17 protein-coding genes are annotated in these 18990 nt (G+C 67.8%); 8 read left to right on the forward strand and 9 right to left on the reverse strand.

The features are described from left to right. Window positions 1–82: 82 nt before the first annotated feature. Genes ACGGCP_RS02420 through ACGGCP_RS02430 form a run of 3 tightly spaced genes read right to left on the reverse strand, consistent with a single transcriptional unit; the run spans window position 83 to window position 3796 of the window. Window positions 83–979, reverse strand: coding sequence for a sugar ABC transporter permease (locus ACGGCP_RS02420; protein ID WP_392959923.1), 897 nt, complete (start codon window positions 977–979; stop codon window positions 83–85). Further along, window positions 976–2520, reverse strand: coding sequence for an ABC transporter permease subunit (locus ACGGCP_RS02425; protein ID WP_392959926.1), 1545 nt, complete (start codon window positions 2518–2520; stop codon window positions 976–978). Before ACGGCP_RS02425 ends, ACGGCP_RS02420 begins: the two co-directional genes overlap by 4 nt. Window positions 2521–2557: 37 nt before the next feature. Then, on the reverse strand, window positions 2558–3796 hold the full coding sequence (locus ACGGCP_RS02430; RefSeq protein WP_392959929.1) for an extracellular solute-binding protein: 1239 nt from the start codon (window positions 3794–3796) through the stop codon (window positions 2558–2560). 153 nt (window positions 3797–3949) lie between these two features. Between ACGGCP_RS02430 and ACGGCP_RS02435 the strand changes: the two genes are divergently transcribed. Continuing rightward, window positions 3950–4951: a LacI family DNA-binding transcriptional regulator gene (locus tag ACGGCP_RS02435; RefSeq protein ID WP_392959932.1), complete on the forward strand. Its 1002-nt coding sequence runs from the start codon at window positions 3950–3952 to the stop codon at window positions 4949–4951. 14 nt (window positions 4952–4965) lie between these two features. Then, entirely contained in the window at window positions 4966–6525 is a 1560-nt protein-coding gene (locus tag ACGGCP_RS02440; protein WP_392959935.1) for a glycoside hydrolase family 13 protein, read from the forward strand. A 57-nt stretch (window positions 6526–6582) separates the two neighbouring features. Here ACGGCP_RS02440 and ACGGCP_RS02445 read toward each other — a convergent pair whose 3' ends face one another. Both ACGGCP_RS02445 and ACGGCP_RS02450 read right to left on the reverse strand, forming a co-directional pair. Then, window positions 6583–7002: a hypothetical protein gene (locus ACGGCP_RS02445; protein ID WP_392959937.1), complete on the reverse strand. Its 420-nt coding sequence runs from the start codon at window positions 7000–7002 to the stop codon at window positions 6583–6585. A gap of 160 nt (window positions 7003–7162) precedes the next feature. Further along, entirely contained in the window at window positions 7163–8647 is a 1485-nt protein-coding gene (locus ACGGCP_RS02450; RefSeq protein WP_392959939.1) for a hypothetical protein, read from the reverse strand. 277 nt (window positions 8648–8924) lie between these two features. Here ACGGCP_RS02450 and ACGGCP_RS02455 point away from each other — a divergent pair, with 277 nt between their 5' ends. Continuing rightward, window positions 8925–9053 carry a hypothetical protein gene (locus ACGGCP_RS02455; protein ID WP_392959942.1) on the forward strand — a complete coding sequence of 43 codons (129 nt, stop codon included), beginning with the start codon at window positions 8925–8927 and terminating at the stop codon, window positions 9051–9053. A gap of 60 nt (window positions 9054–9113) precedes the next feature. Next, window positions 9114–9389, forward strand: a complete 276-nt coding sequence (locus ACGGCP_RS02460) for a hypothetical protein (RefSeq protein ID WP_392959945.1) — start codon at window positions 9114–9116, stop codon at window positions 9387–9389. Here the strand turns inward: ACGGCP_RS02460 and ACGGCP_RS02465 are convergent. Continuing rightward, a complete protein-coding gene (locus tag ACGGCP_RS02465) occupies window positions 9382–10386 on the reverse strand; it encodes a helix-turn-helix domain-containing protein (protein ID WP_392959948.1) in 1005 nt (334 codons plus the stop codon). The genes ACGGCP_RS02460 and ACGGCP_RS02465 overlap by 8 nt on opposite strands. A 225-nt stretch (window positions 10387–10611) precedes the next feature. Then, entirely contained in the window at window positions 10612–11634 is a 1023-nt protein-coding gene (fbaA, locus tag ACGGCP_RS02470; protein ID WP_392959951.1) for a class II fructose-bisphosphate aldolase, read from the reverse strand. Between the two features lie 186 nt (window positions 11635–11820). Between fbaA and ACGGCP_RS02475 the strand changes: the two genes are divergently transcribed. Beyond that, window positions 11821–12021, forward strand: a complete 201-nt coding sequence (locus ACGGCP_RS02475) for a hypothetical protein (RefSeq protein WP_392959954.1) — start codon at window positions 11821–11823, stop codon at window positions 12019–12021. A 91-nt stretch (window positions 12022–12112) separates the two neighbouring features. Here ACGGCP_RS02475 and ACGGCP_RS02480 read toward each other — a convergent pair whose 3' ends face one another. Then, window positions 12113–14206, reverse strand: a complete 2094-nt coding sequence (locus ACGGCP_RS02480; RefSeq protein WP_392959956.1) for a S9 family peptidase — start codon at window positions 14204–14206, stop codon at window positions 12113–12115. Window positions 14207–14650: 444 nt separating this feature from the next. On the opposite strand from ACGGCP_RS02480, the gene ACGGCP_RS02485 reads away from it, so the two are divergent. Continuing rightward, window positions 14651–15391 (forward strand): ATP-binding cassette domain-containing protein, encoded by a 741-nt coding sequence (locus tag ACGGCP_RS02485; RefSeq protein WP_392959959.1) that lies wholly within the window; start codon window positions 14651–14653, stop codon window positions 15389–15391. Continuing rightward, entirely contained in the window at window positions 15388–17244 is a 1857-nt protein-coding gene (locus ACGGCP_RS02490) for a YhgE/Pip family protein (protein ID WP_392959961.1), read from the forward strand. Before ACGGCP_RS02485 ends, ACGGCP_RS02490 begins: the two co-directional genes overlap by 4 nt. Before the next feature lie 74 nt (window positions 17245–17318). On the opposite strand, the gene ACGGCP_RS02495 is transcribed toward ACGGCP_RS02490, so the two are convergent. Then, on the reverse strand, window positions 17319–18065 hold the full coding sequence (locus tag ACGGCP_RS02495; protein ID WP_392959964.1) for a TetR/AcrR family transcriptional regulator: 747 nt from the start codon (window positions 18063–18065) through the stop codon (window positions 17319–17321). Window positions 18066–18146: 81 nt separating this feature from the next. Between ACGGCP_RS02495 and ACGGCP_RS02500 the strand changes: the two genes are divergently transcribed. Then, window positions 18147–18548 carry a VOC family protein gene (locus ACGGCP_RS02500; RefSeq protein WP_392959967.1) on the forward strand — a complete coding sequence of 134 codons (402 nt, stop codon included), beginning with the start codon at window positions 18147–18149 and terminating at the stop codon, window positions 18546–18548. The last annotated feature ends 442 nt before the right edge of the window (window positions 18549–18990 follow it).

Raw genomic sequence — 18990 nt, forward strand, 5'->3', positions numbered from 1 at the left:
AGGCTCTCCAGAATCCGGGCCTTCGTTCACCTGCCCTGGGGGACAGGATTTGTTGTGTCGAGCAGTTGGTCTCTCGTAGCCGCTAGCCCTTCACCGCTCCGCCCGTCAGGCCGGAGACGATATAGCGCTGCAGGCTCATGAACACGCCCACCGTGAGCACCGAGGTCAGCAGCGTCCCCGCCGCGAAGATCCCGAAGTAGCTCGCCGGCGAGTTGTCCGCCGTCAGCGTCTTCAACCCCACCGCGAGGGTCATCTCCGGCCGGTCGGTCAGGAACAGGCTCGCCAGCACGAAGTCGTTCATCGTGCCCACGAACGCCAGGATCCCCGAGATCGCGATGATCGGCGCCGCCAGCGGCAGGATCATGCCGAAGAAGATCTGCGCGTGCGTCGCGCCGTCGATCGTCGCCGCCTCGTCCAGCTCCTTCGGGATCGTGTCGAAGAAGCCCTTCATCAGCCACGTCGAGACGCCCAGCGCCCCGCCCATGTACACCAGCATCAGGCCGAGCTTCGTGTTCAGGCCGACGATCGGGTAGTACTCGCCGAGGCTGCCGAAGATCAGGTACAGCGCCACCACGGCCAGGAACGCCGGGAACATCTGGATGAGCAGGAGGAACAAGAGCATCGGGCGGCGGCCCCTGAACCGGAACCGGCTGAACGCGTACGCCGCGAGCGACGAGATGAAGATCGAGATGAACGCCGCCGGGATCGCGATCACCAGCGAGTTCATGAACCACGACGCGAACGGCACGTTGTCGTCGGTGAACAGTTTCTGGAAGTTGTTCAGCCCGAACTCGGTCGGCAGCAGGCTCGTCGAGGACATGGTGCCGTTCGGGTTGAACGCCGCCGACACCACGTAGACGATCGGGACCAGCCCGAACACCAGGACCGCGATGGCGACGACGTGCCGCCAGCCGGTGTCTCCCGCCCACTTCAGGAACGGGTGCCTGCCTTTGCGCTGCAAGGGAACGTTGTCCGTCATGAGTACACGTCCTCCTGGTTGCGGGTGAAGCGGAACATGAACGCCGAGATGGTGGCGACGATGAGGAAGATGAACACGCTGATCGCGCTGGCGAAGCCGTAGTCGGCGCTGGAGGCGCCGAAGGCCTGCCGGAACGCGTAGGTGATGAGGATGTCGGTGCCGCCGACGGCGTCGCCGGCGGTGAACGGGTTGCCGCCCGAGAGCAGCTCGATCGCGTTGAAGTTGTTGAAGTTGAACGCGAACGAGGAGATCAGGAGCGGCGTGAGGGCGATGAGCAGCAGCGGCAGCGTGATCTTGCGGAAGGCGGTCACGCCCGTCGCGCCGTCGATCTTCGCGGCCTCGAGCGAGTCGGACGGGAGCGCCTGGAGCGCGCCGAGGCAGATGAGGAACATGTAGGGCCAGCCGAGCCAGGTGTTGGCGATGATGACCATCGCCCTGGCCGACCAGGTGCCGCCGTACCAGTTCACGTTGAGGTTGAACAGCTCGTTGATGAGGCCGAAGTCGCGGTTGAACATCTGCGCCCAAACCAGCAGCATCGCGAAGGACGGCATGGCGTACGGCAGGATCATGAAGGTCCGGTAGAGCTTCGTGCCGCGCATCGAGGGCTTGTTGAGGGCCATGGCGGTGCCGAGGCCGATCGCGAACGTGAACAGGACCGACGCGGCCGCGAACATGATGTTCCAGGTGAAGACCCCGAGGAAGGGGCCGCGGATGTCGGGGTCGGTGAGGACGTCGAGGTAGTTGTCGGCGCCGATGTTGACGCGCCAGCCGACGAGCGCGGCGTCGCCGTCCTCGGTGAGGAAGGTGCCGGTCTCGTTGTCGGCGGTCCAGACGGTGCCGGTGGCGGAGTCGGTGATGCAGTCGCAGGCCTCGGAGTAGGACCTGGTGGAGGTGCCTTCGAAGGCGGAGAGGCCCTGGACCTTGATGCCGGACTCGGGCCCGGTGGGGACGGCGAGTTCGGCGAGTTCGGCCTGGCGCTCGTTGAGGTCCTGGAGGGTCCAGACGGTGTAGCCGGGGGCGGCGGTGACGCGCCCGGCGGCGTCGAGGGTGGCGCCGTCGAGCTCGGTGAGGCCCTCTTCGGTTCCGGCCCAGGTGCTGCCGTCCTCCTGGTCGGTGAGCAGGAGGGTCAGCTCGCCGGTGGAGGACTCGCCGACGGAGAAGAGGTAGGTGGCGCCGCCGGTCGGCTGGACGCCCGCGGCGACGATCGCCTCGATCGCCTGCTCCTTGTCGACGCGGTGCCCGTCCCCGTAGTTGGTGAAGGAGGTGCCGACGGTCATGACGACCGGGAGGATCTGGAAGGCCAGGAGCAGCAGGGTGCCGGGGATGAGGTACTTGAGCTGGATGGCCCGCTTCTGGAGGTAGACGTAGAAGAGGACGGCGGCTACGAGAGCCTCCAGGGCGAGGCCCCACCAGGCCTCGGCGGCGATGAGCGGCAACGCCGCCCAGACGGCCAGCGCCGCGACCACCGCGAGCACTGCGATCTTGATGATCAGACCCGCGGCGGTGGCAGAGCCGGCCGTCCGGGAACGTTGGTCGAGCACGTATGCGTTCCTTCGCTCGTCGAGGCTTTCCGGCTGGTTAGGAGGCGGCGACGGCGTCGCGGATCGCCTGGGCGGCGGTCTTGGCGGCCTCTTCGCCCGGCATGACCTGGTCGATCGCGTCGGCCTGCGCGCGGCCGAAGGGCTCCCAGACGGAGTTCATCGCGGGGATGTTCGGCATCGGGACGCCGTTCTCGCCGGCGGCGGCGAAGCCCTGGACGTCGGCGTTGTCGGCCGAGAAGGCCTCGGCGGCGGCGGTGAGCGCCGGGAGGCGGCCTCCGGCCTCGGCGAGGGCGAGCTGCAGGTCCTCGGTGAGGACGTAGTTGGTGACGAACTCCTGGGCGAAGACGGCGTTCGCGGCGGTCTTGGAGACGTAGAAGCCCTGGACGCCCAGGAACGGGGAGGCCGGGCCCTGGCCCTCGAAGCCGGGGATCGCGGTGACCTCGTAGTTGAGGCCGGCGGTCTGGACGTCGGTGAGCGCCCACGGGCCGGAGATCATGAGGGCGGTCTTGCCGTCGACGAAGAACGGGATGGTGTTGGTGGCGTCGATGGTGGTCTTGAGGACGCCGTCCTTGCCGAGCTGGGCGAACTTCTCGAACGCGGCGATGCCGCCTTCGGAGTCGACGCCGACGTCGTTCGGGTCGAGGGTGCCGGTGCCGTCGTCCTTGAACAGGTAGCCGCCCATGGAGGCGAACAGCGGGTAGGCGTTGTAGGCGTTGCCGTCCACGCCGGTCTCGACGGTGAGGACTTCCTGGGTGCCGGCGGCCTTGCCGAGCTCGACGAGCTCTTCGAAGGTGGCGGGGGCGGTCGGGACCAGGTCGGTGTTGCGGATGAGGCCGATGTTCTCGATCGCGTAGGCGACGCCGTAGACCTGGCCGTCGACGGTGAACGCCTTGACGGCGGTCTCGTTGAGGGCGGCCTTCTTGTCCTCGGCGAGGGTGATGGGGGCGATGACGCCGTCGGCGGCGAGCTGGCCGGACCAGTCGTGCGCGCCCACGACGATGTCGGGGCCCTGTCCCTGTTCGGCGGCGGCGAGGAAGTCCTCGCGGAGGGTCTCCACGTGCTCTTCGACGGTGACCTTGACGCCGACCTCCTTCTCGAAGTTCTTGACGAACTCCTTGAGGACGGGGGTGCGGGTCTCGTCGGCCCAGATGACCAGTTCGCCGGAGAACGCGGTGGTCTCCTCGGACGACGAGTCGCCGTCGTCGGAACCGCAGGCGGCGGCCGCGCCGAGGGCGGCGGCCGAGACGGCGGTGATACCCAGGGTCCTTCTACGCATGTCTGTTCTCTCCTCATTGAGGGGCCCCGGGGCGGGGGCCGGTGACCGGGGGCTCGCGCCCCGAACTCCCTAGAAGGTTAGCAAGATGTTTCAGAAACAGGAAACCCTTGCAACCAAACTGTTGCCAAATTTCAGATAGGCTACGCTGTCATCATGCGGCTTCGACTCTCTGACATCGCCCGGCAGGCCGGGGTCAGTGAGGCTACGGTGTCCCGGGTCCTCAACGACAAACCCGGGGTCGGTCAGCAGACCAGACAGTCCGTCCTCACTGCCCTCGACGTGCTCGGTTATGAACGCCCCCAGGCCCTGCGGAAGCACGCAATCGGCCTCATCGGCCTCGTCGTGCCCGAGCTCGAGAACCCCATCTTCCCGCTCTACGCGCAGACGATCTCCAATGTGCTCGCCGGTTCCGGCTACACCCCCGTGCTCTGCACGCAGACCCCCGGCGGGGTCTCGGAGGACGAGTTCGTCGAGATGCTCCGTGAAAGGGCTGTCGCGGGGATCATCTTCGTGTCCGGCCTCCACGCCGACACCACCGCGAGCACCGAGCGCTACCAGGAGCTGAAGGACAAGCGCCTCCCGGTCGCGTTCGTGACCGGCCACCCCGAGGGCGTCGAGGCGGCGTCCTTCTCCTGCGACGACTCCGTCGCCGCGCGCATCGCCGTGGAGCACCTCGCCGGGCTCGGCCACAAGAAGATCGGCCTGGTCTCCGGCCCCGACCGGTACTGGCCCGTGCGGCGCAAGATCTCCGGCTACCGCGCCGCGATGCAGGGCGTCGGCCCCGAGCTCATCGAGCTCACCCTCTTCGGCGAGCAGGGCGGGCACGCCGCCGCGTCGCGCCTCATCGACCGCGGCGCGACCGCCGTCGTCTGCGGCTCCGACATGATGGCGCTGGGAGCGATCCGCGCCGCCGAGGAGCGCGGCCTCAACGTCCCGCAAGACTTTTCCGTCGTCGGCTACGACGACTCGCCCCTCATCGCCCACACCAACCCCCCGCTCACGACCGTGCGGCAGCCGGTGCGCGACATCGCCACCGCCGCCGCCCGGGCACTGCTCGACGAGATCGCCGGGCAACCCACCCCGAACTCGGAATACCTCTTCCGACCCGAACTCGTCGTACGCGGTTCCACCGGTGCGGCGCCCCGAGAAGACTGAAAGGGAACCAACCGATGAGCCAACAATGGTGGCGCGACGCGGTCATCTACCAGGTGTACCCGCGCTCCTTCGCCGACGCGAACGGCGACGGCATGGGCGACCTGGAGGGCATCCGCTCCCGCATCCCCTACCTCGCCGAGCTCGGCGTCGACGCCATCTGGCTCTCGCCGTTCTTCGCCTCGCCCCAGAACGACGCCGGCTACGACGTCTCGGACTACCGGGCCATCGAGCCGCGCTTCGGGAACCTCGAGGACTTCGACCGGATGCTGGAGACCGCCCACGAGCACGGCATCCGCCTCATCGCCGACCTCGTCCCGAACCACACCTCCTCCGAGCACGCCTGGTTCAAGGCCGCCCTCGCCGCGGCCCCCGGCTCACCTGAGCGCGCCCGGTACTGGTTCCGCGACGTCGACCCCGCGCAGCCGGACACCCCGCCGAACAACTGGCAGTCGATCTTCGGCGGCCCGGCCTGGACCAAGACCGACGACGGCCAGCAGTGGTACCTGCACCTCTTCGACGCCACCCAGCCCGACCTGAACTGGGAGAACCCGGAAGTCCACGAGGAGTTCAAGTCGATCCTCCGCTTCTGGCTCGACCGGGGCGTCGACGGCTTCCGCATCGACGTCGCCCACGGCATGGTCAAGGCCGACGGCCTGCCCGACACGGGCGGGGACGGCACGATCGAGATGATCGGCACCACCCTGGCCCCGTTCTTCGACCAGGACGGCGTGCACGACATCTACCGCACCTGGCGCCCGATCATCGAGGAGTACGAGGGCGACCGGATCTTCGTCGCCGAGGCGTGGACGGACTCGGCCGAGCGCCGGGCCCTCTACCTGCGCCCCGACGAGCTCCACCAGGCGTTCAACTTCGACCTCGTCCTGGCCCCGTTCAAGGCCGCGGACTTCCGCAAGGCCATCGACGCGGAGATCGCCAACAACGCCGGCGTCGGCGCCCCCTGCACCTGGGTCCTCTCCAACCACGACGTCCAGCGCCACGTCACCCGCTACGGCGGCGGCGAGGTCGGCCTGGCCCGCGCGAAGGCCGCCACGCAGCTCCTCCTCTCCCTCCCCGGCGTCGTGTACGTCTACCAGGGCGAGGAACTGGGCCTCAACGAAGTGCTCGACCTCCCGGCAGAGGTCCGCGAAGACCCGACGTTCTTCCGCACCAACGGCGAGCAGATCGGCCGCGACGGCTGCCGCGTCCCGCTCCCGTGGACCCGCGAAGGCGACTCCCTCGGCTTCGGCACCGGCGGCTCCTGGCTGCCCCAGCCGGCCGACTGGGCGGACCGCTCGGTCGAGGCCGAGGACGGCGTCGACGGCTCCACGCTCGAGTTCTACCGGGCCGCCATCAACCTCCGCAAGACCTTGCGCGGCTCCGTCACGGACCTGACCTGGCTCGCCGACCCCGGCGACGACGCGTTCGCGTTCGACAACGGCGCCCTCGTCTGCGTCACCAACTTCAGCGACGAACCCGTCCCGGTCGCCGGCTACGGCACCGAGGTCCTCCTCGCCAGCACCCCCCTGGAGAACGGCACCCTCCCCGCGGGCGCGACCGTCTGGTTCGCCAAGTAACCCAAGGCAAACCGAAGCGGGGCGGCAGTCTTTCGACTGCCGCCCCGCTTCCGCGTCTCACCGCGGCATGTGGGGCGGCGGCGCCCAGCGGCGGGCGACTTCGGCGTTGAACCGCTGCCAGTCGGCGTCACGCAAGAGGATCCGGTAGACGGGGATCTCGCTCGAGTGCCCGTTGGCGTGCAAGACGAACAGCCGGTCGTCCCAGATGTACAGCCGGTCGGTCGGGTGGAGGGCGACGGAGTGGACGCCCATGCGCGTGCGGCTGCGCAAGCGCTCGGGCGTGATCGTGACGAGCGAGAAGCCGCGGAACACGACCACCAGCATCACGGCCACGCAGCACACCGCGCTGACACCCCACACCAGGTCGAACCGGTCGCCGCTGCGGTAACCGGAGACCGCGCTGGCGACGCCGGCGGTGCCGAGGACGCTGCCGATGAGCAGCGGGAACCAGAGGGCGATTCGCACGTTGAACGTCATCGTCCACATCTACCAGGCCGTGCGGTCTCCATGTGTCCCCGCTGTTCGAGGTCGCTTTCGAAGTGGCCCGCGGGTGGGCTCACGGTCCGATCAGACAGCAGGACCTGAACGGCAAGCGGGCCCGGCGATCTGCGCCGGGCCCGCTCATGCGTGTTCGGTGCTAGTCGAGCGCACCGGTGATGGCGAGCTGCGCGGCGGCGCCCCCCGAAAGGCCCGACAGGCTGACCGTGCCGGGGCTCTCCTGCCACGAGCCGTTGGCGTACCGGATCGTGTGCTTGATGGAACCACTGGACGTGACGATGGCGAACTGCATGTCGTCGTCCACTTCAGTCATGGAGATCGACTCGGGGACGAACGACGAGAAGTCCGAGAGCTTGATGAAGTTCTGCCAGGAGCCTGCTGCGTTGCGGAGGGTGTGGTAGAGCGCGTTCGCGGAGGTCTGGGCGATGATCTGGATCTCGCCGTTGACGCCCGCAACGGCCACGTCGGTGATCGTCCCGATCTCGCCGGCGACGTTCTCGACATTGCCCCACGCACTCCAGTCGCCGCCTTCGGTCCGAGAGCAGTGGCGGACGTAGCCGCCGGCGACGACCACGACGTGGAGCGTCGTGCCGATCCGGGTCGCGGCGACCTTCGTCTTGGTACCGGGCAGCGTGCCCGCCGCGTTCTCGACGTTCCCCCAGCCGCTCTCCTGCCAGGACCCGTCATGGTTGCGGAAGGTGTGGCGAAGCCCCTCCGCGCAGACGGCCACGACGTGCAGTTGCGACCCGGCAGAGGTGGCCGCGATGCTGGTGATCGAGGAGATCGAGCCGACCTGCCCTTCGACGTTGCGGAAGGGCGTCCACGAGCCGTCCGCGTCACGCACGCAGTGGGTTACGGTGTCGTCGCCGTTGGCGATGACCACATGCAGATCGTCGTACATTCCCGCCGCCGCGATCGCGGCGGGCACGCCCTGGTCGCCGGACTGGCCCTCCACATAGCCGAACCCCTCCCCCCAGGAACCGCTGTTGAAACGCATCTTGTGCTCCAAGGACCCGGAAACGGAGTTCACCAGCATCTGCATGTTCCAGTCGCGCGCCACAGCCACGGTGTCGTCGAACGACTTGTCGTAGCGCCAGGCCGTGTACGAGCCGGCCGAGTAGCTCGAGATGTTGCCGCCGGTGTAGCCGGTGCCGGTGACCATGTCGGTATTGGGGTTCGACATGTGGATGAACTTGAACTTGCCCGCGGCCTTGTCGATCCAGTTCATGAACATGACCGCGTGGCCGTTCGAAGTCGTGATGAGCGCGTCGCCGGGACGCATCGAGCCCTTGCTGACCGTGCTCGCGATGGAACCCCAGTTGCTGCCGGTCCAAAAGGAGTTGTCGGTGGCATGCCATGCCATCGAGATCATGCCCGAGCAGTCCGTACGGTACGAGTCGTTCCCCTCGACATCCGTGGCGTAGTTCGTCTGGCTGTACTGGATATCGCGGGAGAGCCAGTTCTTGGCGCGGTTCACGATTTCCGTCGTGCCGATAGAACCTCCCTTAGTGGATGCCGCTGCGGCAGGAGAAGCCACCAAGGCGGCGGCGGCCGAACCGACCAATGCGACACCGGGGATCGCGAGGAGGGACTTGTTGATCTGGCGGCGGCTGAGCGACTTCATGACCGTTTCCTTTTCGTCTTCGAGGGAGATACGCGAAATGAATTGACTTCGATCGCGGTGTTCGATGACGAAATCTTGTCCCACTGAAACCGTCTTCGCTAGTGGTCACTTTCGGCCTCATAAAGGTCTTGGCCGATTCATGACAAGAAATTCCGAGGTGTCCTGAACCGGCCATGGACAGTTTTGGCCACTGTCGCCGATGCAGTTTTCGCGAGAAGGTTCCTACAGAACGAATTGAATCCGAAAAGCGGATTCGAACCTTTGAAGGGAAACCCCGATGCGCCAGATCGCCGCCTCCGTGATCGCTCTCGCAGCCCTGTTCGCGCTGGCCCAGGCCACCGTCGTCGAGGCCGCTACGGTCGACGCCGCTGCTGTATCGACCGCGGGTGACTGGATTTGGGAGTAGCCGTGCGCGTCGCGCAGCGTTCTCAGCCCGGCTCAGGATAGGCCGTGCGGTGGATGTTCCATGAAACTGTGGGTCATCGATGTGCAATTCGCCGACCGGTCTCCGGAAATGGAGGCAGTGGTCGGCGCAGTCGTCTCCGAGAGTTCCTCCACGACAGAGGTGGAACATGTCTTCATCGAGCGGACCAGCTCTGATGCGATGGCGATCTGCTGTTACATGAGCCATACCGAGCCGTGCGCGCCCGCCGCGGACACCGCGCTGCTCATCCGGCGGGCCCTGGTCGCCGCGGCTCCCGCAAGCGGCTGGACGATCACCCGCATCCGCGAGGCTAGATGAGGTCACTCGGTTCGACGAGCCCTTCCGTCACGGCCAGTGCCCCGGTCTGGAATCGGCTTGATGAGCCGAGGTACGCCGTCAAGCGGTCGTGCAGGCGGCGGACGGTGCGTTCGGAGACTCCGAGTTTCCTGGCCACCGATCCGTCGGTGTGGCCCTGCGCCCACAGTCGAACCGCGTCGAGGTCCTGCTTCGAGAGGCCGTTCTCGTCGCGCCGCTTGCGCGCGCCGAGCGGCCGAGCGCTTTTCCAGTAGCAGCCGTAGAGGGCGACGAGATTCGCGACGAGGCCCGGCTCGGAGATGATCAGCGCTCCGTAGGCGGAGTCCTCGTTGTCGATGGGCACCACTGCGATCCGCCGGTCGACGATCAGCATCCGGTTCGGCAGCGAAGGCGCGAGCCGCACCTGTGCGCCCTGCTCGGCGATCCACTGCACGTGCTGGCGCGTCAGTTCCTCGTTCTGGGCGCTCTCCAAGTAGACGCAGCGCATGTCGATACCGCGGTCGAGGGTCTCCTGCGACAGGGTGCGGGCGGCGGTCAGCCCGGCTTCGGTCTGCGGACCTCCAGGGTTGAACGACCACACCTCGATCTGGCACGACTGCGATATCTGCGCGATGCGTTCACGCACCGCCGGGACTCCGATGACCCGGTCGACACCGATGGTGAGCGGTGCGAAGTCCTTGTGGGCGTTAAGATCGAGTAGCAGTTCGGTGACTTCGGTGCGGGCCTCCGCGAGCTGGTTCTGCTGTGCCTCCAGCACCGCCTGCTGCGAGTCCATCAACGTCAGGAGTCCGACCCGCGGGTCGACGGCTCGCCAGCCTCCTGTGTCCTCGGAGCCGGTCTCCACCAGTCGGGCCCTGGCGAGGGTCTCGAGTGCGTTGGTGACAGCGGACCGGTCGATGCCGAGCATCCGGGTCAGGTCGTCCACGCCGCGGTCGGGGTACGCGAGCATGGCGAGGTAGAGCCGCTGTGTTTCTGTGTCGATCCCGAGGGGCGAGAGCATGTATGTTCCTGTGGAGGCCGGTGTGAGAACAGGGGCCTGCATCGTAACGACTTCGACACGGTCGAGTCAACAGAAGTCTCACATCGTTGACCTGCGAGTTCCTGGTCCGCTCAAGAACAATTTGGACACATGAAGTGATACGGCGACGTAGCGGGATGTGGATCCGCGGAAAGGACCGAGCCCGGACCGTGAGAACGGTCCGGGCTCGTGAAGCCGTGCTTCGTCTTACTTGATCTTGTTGCCGGCGGAGCGGAGCTGCTGGCAGGCTTCGACGATGCGGGCGGCCATGCCGGCCTCGGCGAGCTTGCCGTAGGCGCGCGGGTCGTAGGCCTTCTTGTTGCCGACCTCGCCCTCGACCTTGAGCACGCCGTCGTAGTTCTTGAAGATGTGGTCGACGACGGGGCGCGTGAACGCGTACTGGGCGTCGGTGTCGATGTTCATCTTGATGACGCCGTGGTCGACCGCGTCGGAGATCTCCTGCGCGGTGGAGCCGGAGCCGCCGTGGAAGACGAGGTCGAAGGGCTTGTCCTTGCCGACCTTGGCGCCGACGGCGTCCTGGATCTCCTTGAGGATCTCCGGGCGCAGGTGCACGTTGCCGGGCTTGTAGACGCCGTGGACGTTGCCGAAGGTCAGGGCCGTCATGTAGCGGCCCTTCTCGCCGGCGCCGAGCGCTTCGACGGTGGCGAGGCCGTCTTCGACGGTGGTGTAGAGCTTCTCGTTGATCTCGGCTTCGACGCCGTCCTCTTCGCCGCCGACGACGCCGATCTCGATCTCGAGGATGATGTTGGCCTTGGCGGTGCGGGCGAGGAGCTCCTGGGCGATCTCCAGGTTCTCGGCCATCGGCACGGCGGAGCCGTCCCACATGTGGGACTGGAAGAGGGGGAGCTCGCCGCGGGCGACGCGCTCTTCGCTGATGGCGAGGAGGGGGCGCACGAACGAGTCGAGGTTGTTCTTCGGGCAGTGGTCGGTGTGGAGGGCGACCTTGACCGGGTAGTTCTTGGCGATCTCGTGCGCGGCGGCGGCGAGAGCCACGGAGCCGGTCACCTTGTCCTTGATGGTGGGGCCGGAGAGGTACTCGGCGCCGCCGGTGGAGACCTGGACGATGCCGTCGGACTCGGCCTCGGCGAACGCGGCGAGCGCGGCGTTGAGCGTCTGGGTCGAGGTCACGTTGATGGCCGGGTAGGCGAAGGAGCCAGCCTTCGCCCGGTCGAGCATCTCGTTGTATTCCTCGGGTGTTGCGATAGGCATGCTGCCTGCTCCTTAGACAAGTCGTTGATTGCTCCCCGACCGGGGGCGGTGCCCAGACGCCGCTGTCTGATGGCCTCGAACTATTGCGTCGAGATGAAGTATTGCCCACAGCCGTGTGAAGGCATAACTCAGGCTACCTGGTGGTTCACTGGCCGGGCGGCTTCGGGCGCGTCTACCGTGGGTTATATGAACTATCACCAGGAATGGGCGGACGAGTCCGGCGAGTTGTCCGAGTTCGACCTGGCGGACTCGGCGGAGCCCCCGGCCGAGGACGATCCGGAGGCGGCCGTCGAGGAGCCGGAGGCGCTGCCGGACGAGGTCGATCCGGCGGACGCGGCCGAGCAGCGCCGCGAGGTCCCGCAGGAGGACGACGAGCACCCCGAATAGCGGAAGGCCCGGCCCCGTGAACGCTCACGGGACCGGGCCTCACTGCCTGATAGGGCCGCTACTGCGCCAATGCAGGCTGGGCTGCGCCCAGCTACTCTGCCAAGGCAATCTGGGCTGCGCCCAGCTTGTCAAGCACCCAGGCGAGGTTGAACGCCTCTTCCTCCCACGCGTCGTACCGTCCGGAGCGCCCGCCGTGGCCGGCCTCCATCTCGGTCTTGAGCAGCACGTCGGACTCCGGGCTCTCGTACCGGAGCTTCGCGATCCACTTGGCGGGCTCGTGGAAGCCGACGCGGGTGTCGTTGAGGCTGGTCACGGCCAGGATCGACGGGTACCGCACGTCGCTGACGTTCTCGTAGGGCGAGTACGACTTCATGTACTCGTAGACCTCGGCGGACTCGAGCGGGTTGCCCCACTCCTCCCATTCGATGACGGTGAGCGGCATCGTCGGGTCGAGGATCGTGTTGAGCGCGTCGACGAACGGGACATCGGCGAGGACGCCCGCGAACCGCTCGGGGGCGAGGTTGGCGACGGCGCCCATGAGGAGGCCGCCGGCGGACCCGCCGCGGGCGACGATCCGGTCGGGCGCGGCCCAGCCGACGTCGACGAGGTGCTCGGCGCAGTCGACGAAGTCGGTGAACGTGTTGCGCTTGTGGAGCAGCTTGCCCTGCTCGTACCAGTGCCGGCCCATCTCGCCGCCGCCGCGGATGTGCGCGATCGCGAAGACCACGCCGCGGTCGAGGAGGCTCAGCCGCGCGATCGAGAAGTACGGGTCGATGGAGTGCTCGTAGGAGCCGTACCCGTACAGCAGGCAGGGGGCGGTGCCGTCGGCGGTGACGCCCTGCTTGGCGACGATCGAGATCGGCACCTTCGTGCCGTCCGCCGCCGTCGCCCACTCCCGGTACTGGACGTAGTCGGCGGGGTCGAAGTCGCCGAGGACGGGGGTCTGCTTGCGCAGGTGCAGTTCGGCGGCGTCGATGTCGTAGTCGTACACCGAGGACGGCGTGACGAGCGACGTGTAGCCGAGCCGGATCTGCCGCGAGTCGTAGTCGGGGTTGTCCCCGAGCCCGACGGCGTAGAGCGGCTCGTCGAACTGGATTTCGGTCAACCGACCGTTATCGAGGATGGCCACCTGCGACAGCCCGGCCCGGCGCATCGACACCACCACGTGGTCGGCGAACGCGTCCGCCGACTCGAGCCGGACGGCTTCGTCGTGGGCGATGACCTCGTTGAACTGGGTCGTGTCGTCGACCGGGGTCCACCCGAGGGTGAAGTTCTCGGCGTCTTTGTTGTGCAGCACCCAGAACCGGTCGCCCTGGTGGTCGACCGACAGCTCGACGCCTTGGACGCGCCCGTTCCCGAAGACCTGGAAGTCGCCGGTCGGGTCGGCCGCGTCGAGGTAGCGGACCTCGGTGGTGATCTTGGAGCCGGAGACGATGAACAGGTACTGCTCGGAGCGGGTCAGATCGATCCCGGTCCAGAACCGCTCGTCGTCCTCCTGGTGGACCAGGACGTCCTTGTCCTCGTGCTCGCCGAGGACGTGCCGCCACACCTGGTACGGCCGCCACGCGTCGTCCACTTTGGTGTAGAAGAAGACGGAGCCGTCGAGCGACCAGGACCCGCCGTAGAACACGTTCGGGATGTCGTCGGGGAAGTCCTCGCCCGTCCGCAGGTCCTTGAACCGCAGGGTGAACCGCTCGTCGCCGGAGTAGTTCACGGCGTAGGCCAGCAGGTTCCCGTCAGGGGAGACGTCGCAGGTCCCGAGGGAGAAGAAGTCGTGGCCCTCGGCGAGCTCGTTGCCGTCGACGAGGATCTCCTCGCCCTCGATCGCGGTCCCCGGCTCGATCTCGGGCGGCGTGTCGCCGTCGGCCTTGAGGCGGCACTGGATGCCGTACTGCTTGCCTTCCTCGGTGCGGCCGTAGTACCACCAGCCGCGCTTGCGGACGGGGACCGAGAGGTCGGTCTCCTGCGTGCGCGACTTGATCTCGCCGAAGATGCTCTTGCGCAGCGCCGCGAGGTGGGCGGTGCGCGCTTCGGTGTGGACGTTCTCGGCCTTGAGGTACTCGACCGTGGCGGCGTCCTCGGGGTCCTTGAGCCAGGCGTACGGGTCGTTCACGGTGTCGCCGTGGTGGGTTCGCGGGTGGTCGCGGCGGGGAGCCGCTGGTTTCGCTGCTTGCGTTTCCGACATGCCTCAACTGTAAGGGCCGCGCGCGGGACGCGCCGGTCACAGCACGGCCGCCTCGCTCCGCACATAAGTTACTCATGAGTAACATACTTGTGTTCACCAACCCGCGAAATCGCCCGAAACCGGGCGCACCGGCCTGTGAGGATAGTGTCCATGAGCGACAGGAGTGACGAGGCAGTGCCAACCGACGGCTCGCAAGCAGCGCCGAAGAGGCCAATTGACGGCTCGCAAGCAGCACCGCAGAAGCCAAGCGACGGCCCGCAGGCACCACCCGCCGTTCCGACCGACGGCCCGCAGGCACCGCCCGCAGCCCTACCCGCCGGCTCGCAAACCTCGCTGAACGCGCCAGCACCCGAAGCACCCCACGACGAAACCCGCCCCGCCGACGGCGACACCACCCCACCGCCCGGACCCGACGCTGCCCAGTCCACCGGCGACACCGCCGTCATGCCGACCACTCCCGCCACCCCCGCCGAAACCCCCACCCGGATCCAACCCGTCGTCCCCGACCGCACCCCCTTCCTCACCGCCACCGCCCTCACCGCCGCAGGACGCCAAGGCCCCGTCTTCACCGACATCAACCTCACCGCCGAACTCGGCCAGATCGTCGCCCTCTGCGGCGACGGCGGCGAAGGCCGCTCCTCACTCCTCCTCGCCCTCACCGGCCGCTTCCCCTTCCGCAGCGGCGAACTCCGCGTCGACGGCCAGACCAGACCCGGCCAGATCCGCCGCCGCTTCACCATCGCCCAAGCCGGACCCCCCATCCGCTTCGACCCCTACGCCACCGTCGCCACCTGCATCAAAGAGACCACCACCGTCTCCAAAGGCACCGCCACCCGCGCCAACATCAACGCCTGGCTCGACCGCCTCGCCGTCGACATCGACACCGGCGACACCTACGGCTTCCTCCCCCGCATCGACCAGATCCGCCTCGCCATCGCCTGCGCCGCCGCCAGCCGCACCCCCGCCATCGCCGTCGACGACACCGACACCGGACTCGACACCCGCGGCGCCGAACGCGTCTTCGACGCCCTCCGCACCGTCGCCGACGCCGGACAACTCGTCCTCGCCGTCTGCACCCGACCCGACCCGCCCGCCGACACCGTCGTCGACCTCCGCGCCCAACCCGCACCCGCACCCGACGCCCGCCGCCACGGCCGCGGCCGAAACGGAGACCCGCAGCAATGAGCCCGTTCAAACTCGCCGCAGCCGAACTCGGCCGCTTCCGCGGCCACCCCATCCGCACCGCCGCCCTCGTCGCCATCGTCCTCATCCCACTCGTCTACGGCGGCCTCTACCTCTGGTTCGCCTGGGACCCCTACGGCAAGCTCGAGCACATGCCCGTCGCCGTCGTCAACGAGGACACCGGCGCCACCGTCGACACCGACGGCCAGACCACCGCCATCAACGGCGGCGACCAACTCGTCGAACAACTCAAAGCCGACCCCATCTTCGACTGGCAGTTCGTCAACGCCGCCCAAGCCCGCCAAGGCCTCGAAGACGGCGACTACTACATGGTCATCACCGTCCCCGAAGACTTCTCCGCCCGCCTCGCCAGCCTCTCCGGCACCGACCCCGAACAAGCCACCGTCGAATTCGACCTCAACGACGCCAACGGCTACGTCGCCGGCATCATGGCCTCCACCGTCGAAGCCGAACTCCGCAACCAGATCAACACCGCCGTCTACGTCACCTTCGCCACCACCATCTTCGGCGACCTCACCGAACTCAACCAAGGCCTCACCCAGGCCGCCGACGGCGCGAACCAGCTCTCCGAAGGCATCGGCACCGCCCAGACCGGCGCAGCGGACCTCGAAACCGGCCTCGCCGACCTCACCACCGGCGCACAGCAAGTCGCCGACGGCACCGAACAAGTCAGCGACGGCGTCGACCAGGCCGTCGGCGTCGCCCAACCCGTCGTCGAAACCCTCGCCGACAACTGGACCCAGATCCAGACCGGCGCCGCCTCCGCCGCCGACCTCGCCGACCGCGCCAACACCGACCTCGACACCGTCTACAGCACCCTCTGCGGCGCCGACACCGCCGACCCCGACGCCTGCGCCCGACTCCAGACCTACATCGACGACGCCGACCAGGTCAACGACGACATCCAAAACGCCAACACCACCGTCCAAGGCACCTCCACCGACACCCTCGACCAAGCCTCCGCCGACCTCACCACCCTCCAGACCGGAGCCGCCGACGTCGCCGCCGGCGCCGACCAGGTCGCCACCGGCGCCGCCACCGCCCAAACCGGCGCCGGCGACCTCGCCGACGGCCTCGGCGACCTCAAAGACGGCGCCGACACCCTCGCCAACTCCCTCACCACCGCCGCCCAATCCGTCCCCAGCACCAACCCGGCCGACGACGCCGACAACGCCGAGGCCTACGGCAGCCCCGTCACCATCGACGAGGAGAACCTCAACCCCGCAGGCACCTACGGCCGCGGCCTCGCACCGTTCTTCATCGCCATCGCACTGTGGGTCTTCGGCCTCATGGGCTACCTCGTACTGCGTACGGTGAACAGCCGGGCGCTGGCCGGGCCGCTGCGCTCCGTCCCGATCGCGCTCGGCGGCTGGCTGCCGGGCGCGTTCCTCGGGATCCTCTCGGCGCTCGTCCTCTACCTGGCGGTCGAGCTCGGTCTGGGCCTCGACCCGAAGGACGCCCTCGACACGGTGGGCCTGTCGATCCTGGTGATCCTGACGTTCACGGCCATGGCGCACCTGTTCAAGCTGGCGTTCGGCACCGCCGGGAGCCTTCTCCTCGTCGTGCTGCTGATGCTGCAGCTGACGAGCGCGGGCGGCCTGTACCCGGTCGAGACGACGCCGAAGTTCTTCCAGGTCCTGCACCCGCTACTGCCGATGAGCTACGTAGTGGACGCGCTCCGCGTCACCATCAGCGGCGGCGAAACCGCCCACGTGGTGAGGGCGCTGCTCGTCCTGGCGGCCTACCTGATCGGCTCCCTGGCCCTCTCCTCACTCGTCGTCGCAGCGCGCAGAAGCTGGAAGCCGGACCGCCTGAACGAACCGCTGCAAGTCTGAGAACGAACGGCGCGGATGCCCGTCGGGCATCCGCGCCGTTCGTTCTCAGGCTCACCGTTCGGCTCGCGCTTCGGCTACCGCTCGATGATCACCGCGAGCCCGTCGAGGGTCCGGGCGAGCCCGAACTCGAACGCGTGCTCAGCGTTGTAAGCGGCGTCGTGGGCCTCGCCCGCGGCTTGGCCGACGCGCACGGCGGTCGGGAAGCGCTCGGTGTCGAGGACCTTCGCGAGGAGCGGCCCGTTGGCCTCCCACCACTCCTGGTCGTCGATGCCGCTGGCCGCGCGCTCGGCGTCGGACTGGGCGGCGTCCTGCGCGGCGGTGCGCACGAAGGCGAGCAGGTAGGCCAGGGCGTCGTCCATCTCGACGTCGCTGAGCCCCAGGCCCTCCAGCGCCCGCAGCTCATGCTCGTACTTGGCGCACTGGCCGGGCCCGAGCGGCGGCCTGCTCGGCGAGGCGGCCGCCGCCCACGGATGCGACCGGTAGAGCGTGTAGTTGTCCCGCGCCACGGAGGCGAGCCGGGACCGCCAGGGCCCGTCTTCGGCCGTCTGCTCCATCCGCTCGAACAGCGAGTCGAGCATGAGGGCGACGAGCTCGCTCTTCCCCGGCACGTACGTATAGAGCGTCATCGGGGCCTTGCCCAGCTCCTGCGCGAGGCGGCGCACCGTGACCGCTTCCAGCCCTTCGGCATCTGCGAGCCCGATCGCCGCGGCGACGACCTCGTCGACGGTCAGCTGCTTGCGGGGCCCGCGCCCGGTCTCCGGGGCGGCCCTCCAGAGCAGTTCGAGCAGGTTCGGTTTCGGTGCGTCAGTGGCGGCAGTCACGGAAGAATCCTATCCGACGAACTTGTACGCCGTACGACGTACGTTGTACAATATACAACGTACGAAGAAAAGGAGCCGCACATGCGCATCACCTCGTCCGCCGTCTCGCTCAATGTCGCCGACCCGACCGCCTCGGCCGAGTTCCTCAAGCGCCACTACGGCTTCGAGGAGGACATGGCCGCCGAAGGCTTCGTCTCGCTCTCCCGCCCAGACGCCGGCTTCAATGTCATCTTCCTAAAGACCGGCCTGCCCACCTTCAAGCCCGAAAGCGCGAAGGGCCACGCCGACGGCCTCCTCCTCGCCTTCGTCGTCGACGACATCGACGCCGAGTACGAGCGCGTCAAGTCCGAGGGTGTCGCGATCACCACGCCCATCGAGACCGAGGAATGGGGAGAGCGCTACTTCCAGACCGCGGACCCGAACGGCGTCATCATCCAGCTGGTCCAGTGGATGACCGAACCGGAAGCGGCTGCAAGTGCCTGACCTGCGGCGCGACCGCGATCCACAAAGTTATCCACACGAAGGAAACTCGCAGTCGACAGATGGCTACGGGCCGTGACACCGTTGGTACATGCGCCGAATGAACCGTGAGACCAGCACCGCCGCCTCGATCCACAAGGCTGTGTGCGGTGTGGACGCGGTTCGGGCGAAAGTTATCCACAGGCAAAAACTTCTTGTTGCGGGTAGCTCACGGAGAGTGTCAGCCTTGATACAAAAAAGCCATCTGGCCTTGCGGGATGGCGGCGACACAAAGGGTATCGCGAACGTCGCCATACCGAGACCGCGCGCGGGAACCCACCCGCGCGCGGTCCCCGCACGGGCCACACCTCCTCCATGGAGGAACGCCAGCGGGCGGCCGGGCACACCAGCCCGGCCGCCCGCAACACGAGTACCGCAACCACCGCACACCGGCCGCCCGCAGCAC

It is taken from the genome of Glycomyces sp. NPDC048151, assembly GCF_043202775.1.
In the GTDB taxonomy this organism is placed as follows: domain Bacteria; phylum Actinomycetota; class Actinomycetes; order Mycobacteriales; family Micromonosporaceae; genus Glycomyces.

Excerpts from the sequence above, each read along its gene's own strand:
- ACGGCP_RS02475 (WP_392959954.1), top strand. The coding sequence starts at position 11,821 with ATGAACTATCACCAGGAATGGGCGGACGAGTCCGGCGAGTTGTCCGAG.
- ACGGCP_RS02430 (WP_392959929.1), bottom strand. The coding sequence starts at position 3,796 with ATGCGTAGAAGGACCCTGGGTATCACCGCCGTCTCGGCCGCCGCCCTC.
- ACGGCP_RS02480 (WP_392959956.1), bottom strand. The coding sequence starts at position 14,206 with ATGTCGGAAACGCAAGCAGCGAAACCAGCGGCTCCCCGCCGCGACCAC.
- ACGGCP_RS02455 (WP_392959942.1), top strand. The coding sequence starts at position 8,925 with ATGCGCCAGATCGCCGCCTCCGTGATCGCTCTCGCAGCCCTGTTCGCG.
- ACGGCP_RS02435 (WP_392959932.1), top strand. The coding sequence starts at position 3,950 with ATGCGGCTTCGACTCTCTGACATCGCCCGGCAGGCCGGGGTCAGTGAG.
- fbaA (WP_392959951.1), bottom strand. The coding sequence starts at position 11,634 with ATGCCTATCGCAACACCCGAGGAATACAACGAGATGCTCGACCGGGCG.
- ACGGCP_RS02490 (WP_392959961.1), top strand. The coding sequence starts at position 15,388 with ATGAGCCCGTTCAAACTCGCCGCAGCCGAACTCGGCCGCTTCCGCGGC.
- ACGGCP_RS02460 (WP_392959945.1), top strand. The coding sequence starts at position 9,114 with ATGAAACTGTGGGTCATCGATGTGCAATTCGCCGACCGGTCTCCGGAA.
- ACGGCP_RS02445 (WP_392959937.1), bottom strand. The coding sequence starts at position 7,002 with ATGACGTTCAACGTGCGAATCGCCCTCTGGTTCCCGCTGCTCATCGGC.
- ACGGCP_RS02440 (WP_392959935.1), top strand. The coding sequence starts at position 4,966 with ATGAGCCAACAATGGTGGCGCGACGCGGTCATCTACCAGGTGTACCCG.
- ACGGCP_RS02450 (WP_392959939.1), bottom strand. The coding sequence starts at position 8,647 with ATGAAGTCGCTCAGCCGCCGCCAGATCAACAAGTCCCTCCTCGCGATC.
- ACGGCP_RS02420 (WP_392959923.1), bottom strand. The coding sequence starts at position 979 with ATGACGGACAACGTTCCCTTGCAGCGCAAAGGCAGGCACCCGTTCCTG.
- ACGGCP_RS02465 (WP_392959948.1), bottom strand. The coding sequence starts at position 10,386 with ATGCTCTCGCCCCTCGGGATCGACACAGAAACACAGCGGCTCTACCTC.
- ACGGCP_RS02500 (WP_392959967.1), top strand. The coding sequence starts at position 18,147 with ATGCGCATCACCTCGTCCGCCGTCTCGCTCAATGTCGCCGACCCGACC.
- ACGGCP_RS02485 (WP_392959959.1), top strand. The coding sequence starts at position 14,651 with ATGCCGACCACTCCCGCCACCCCCGCCGAAACCCCCACCCGGATCCAA.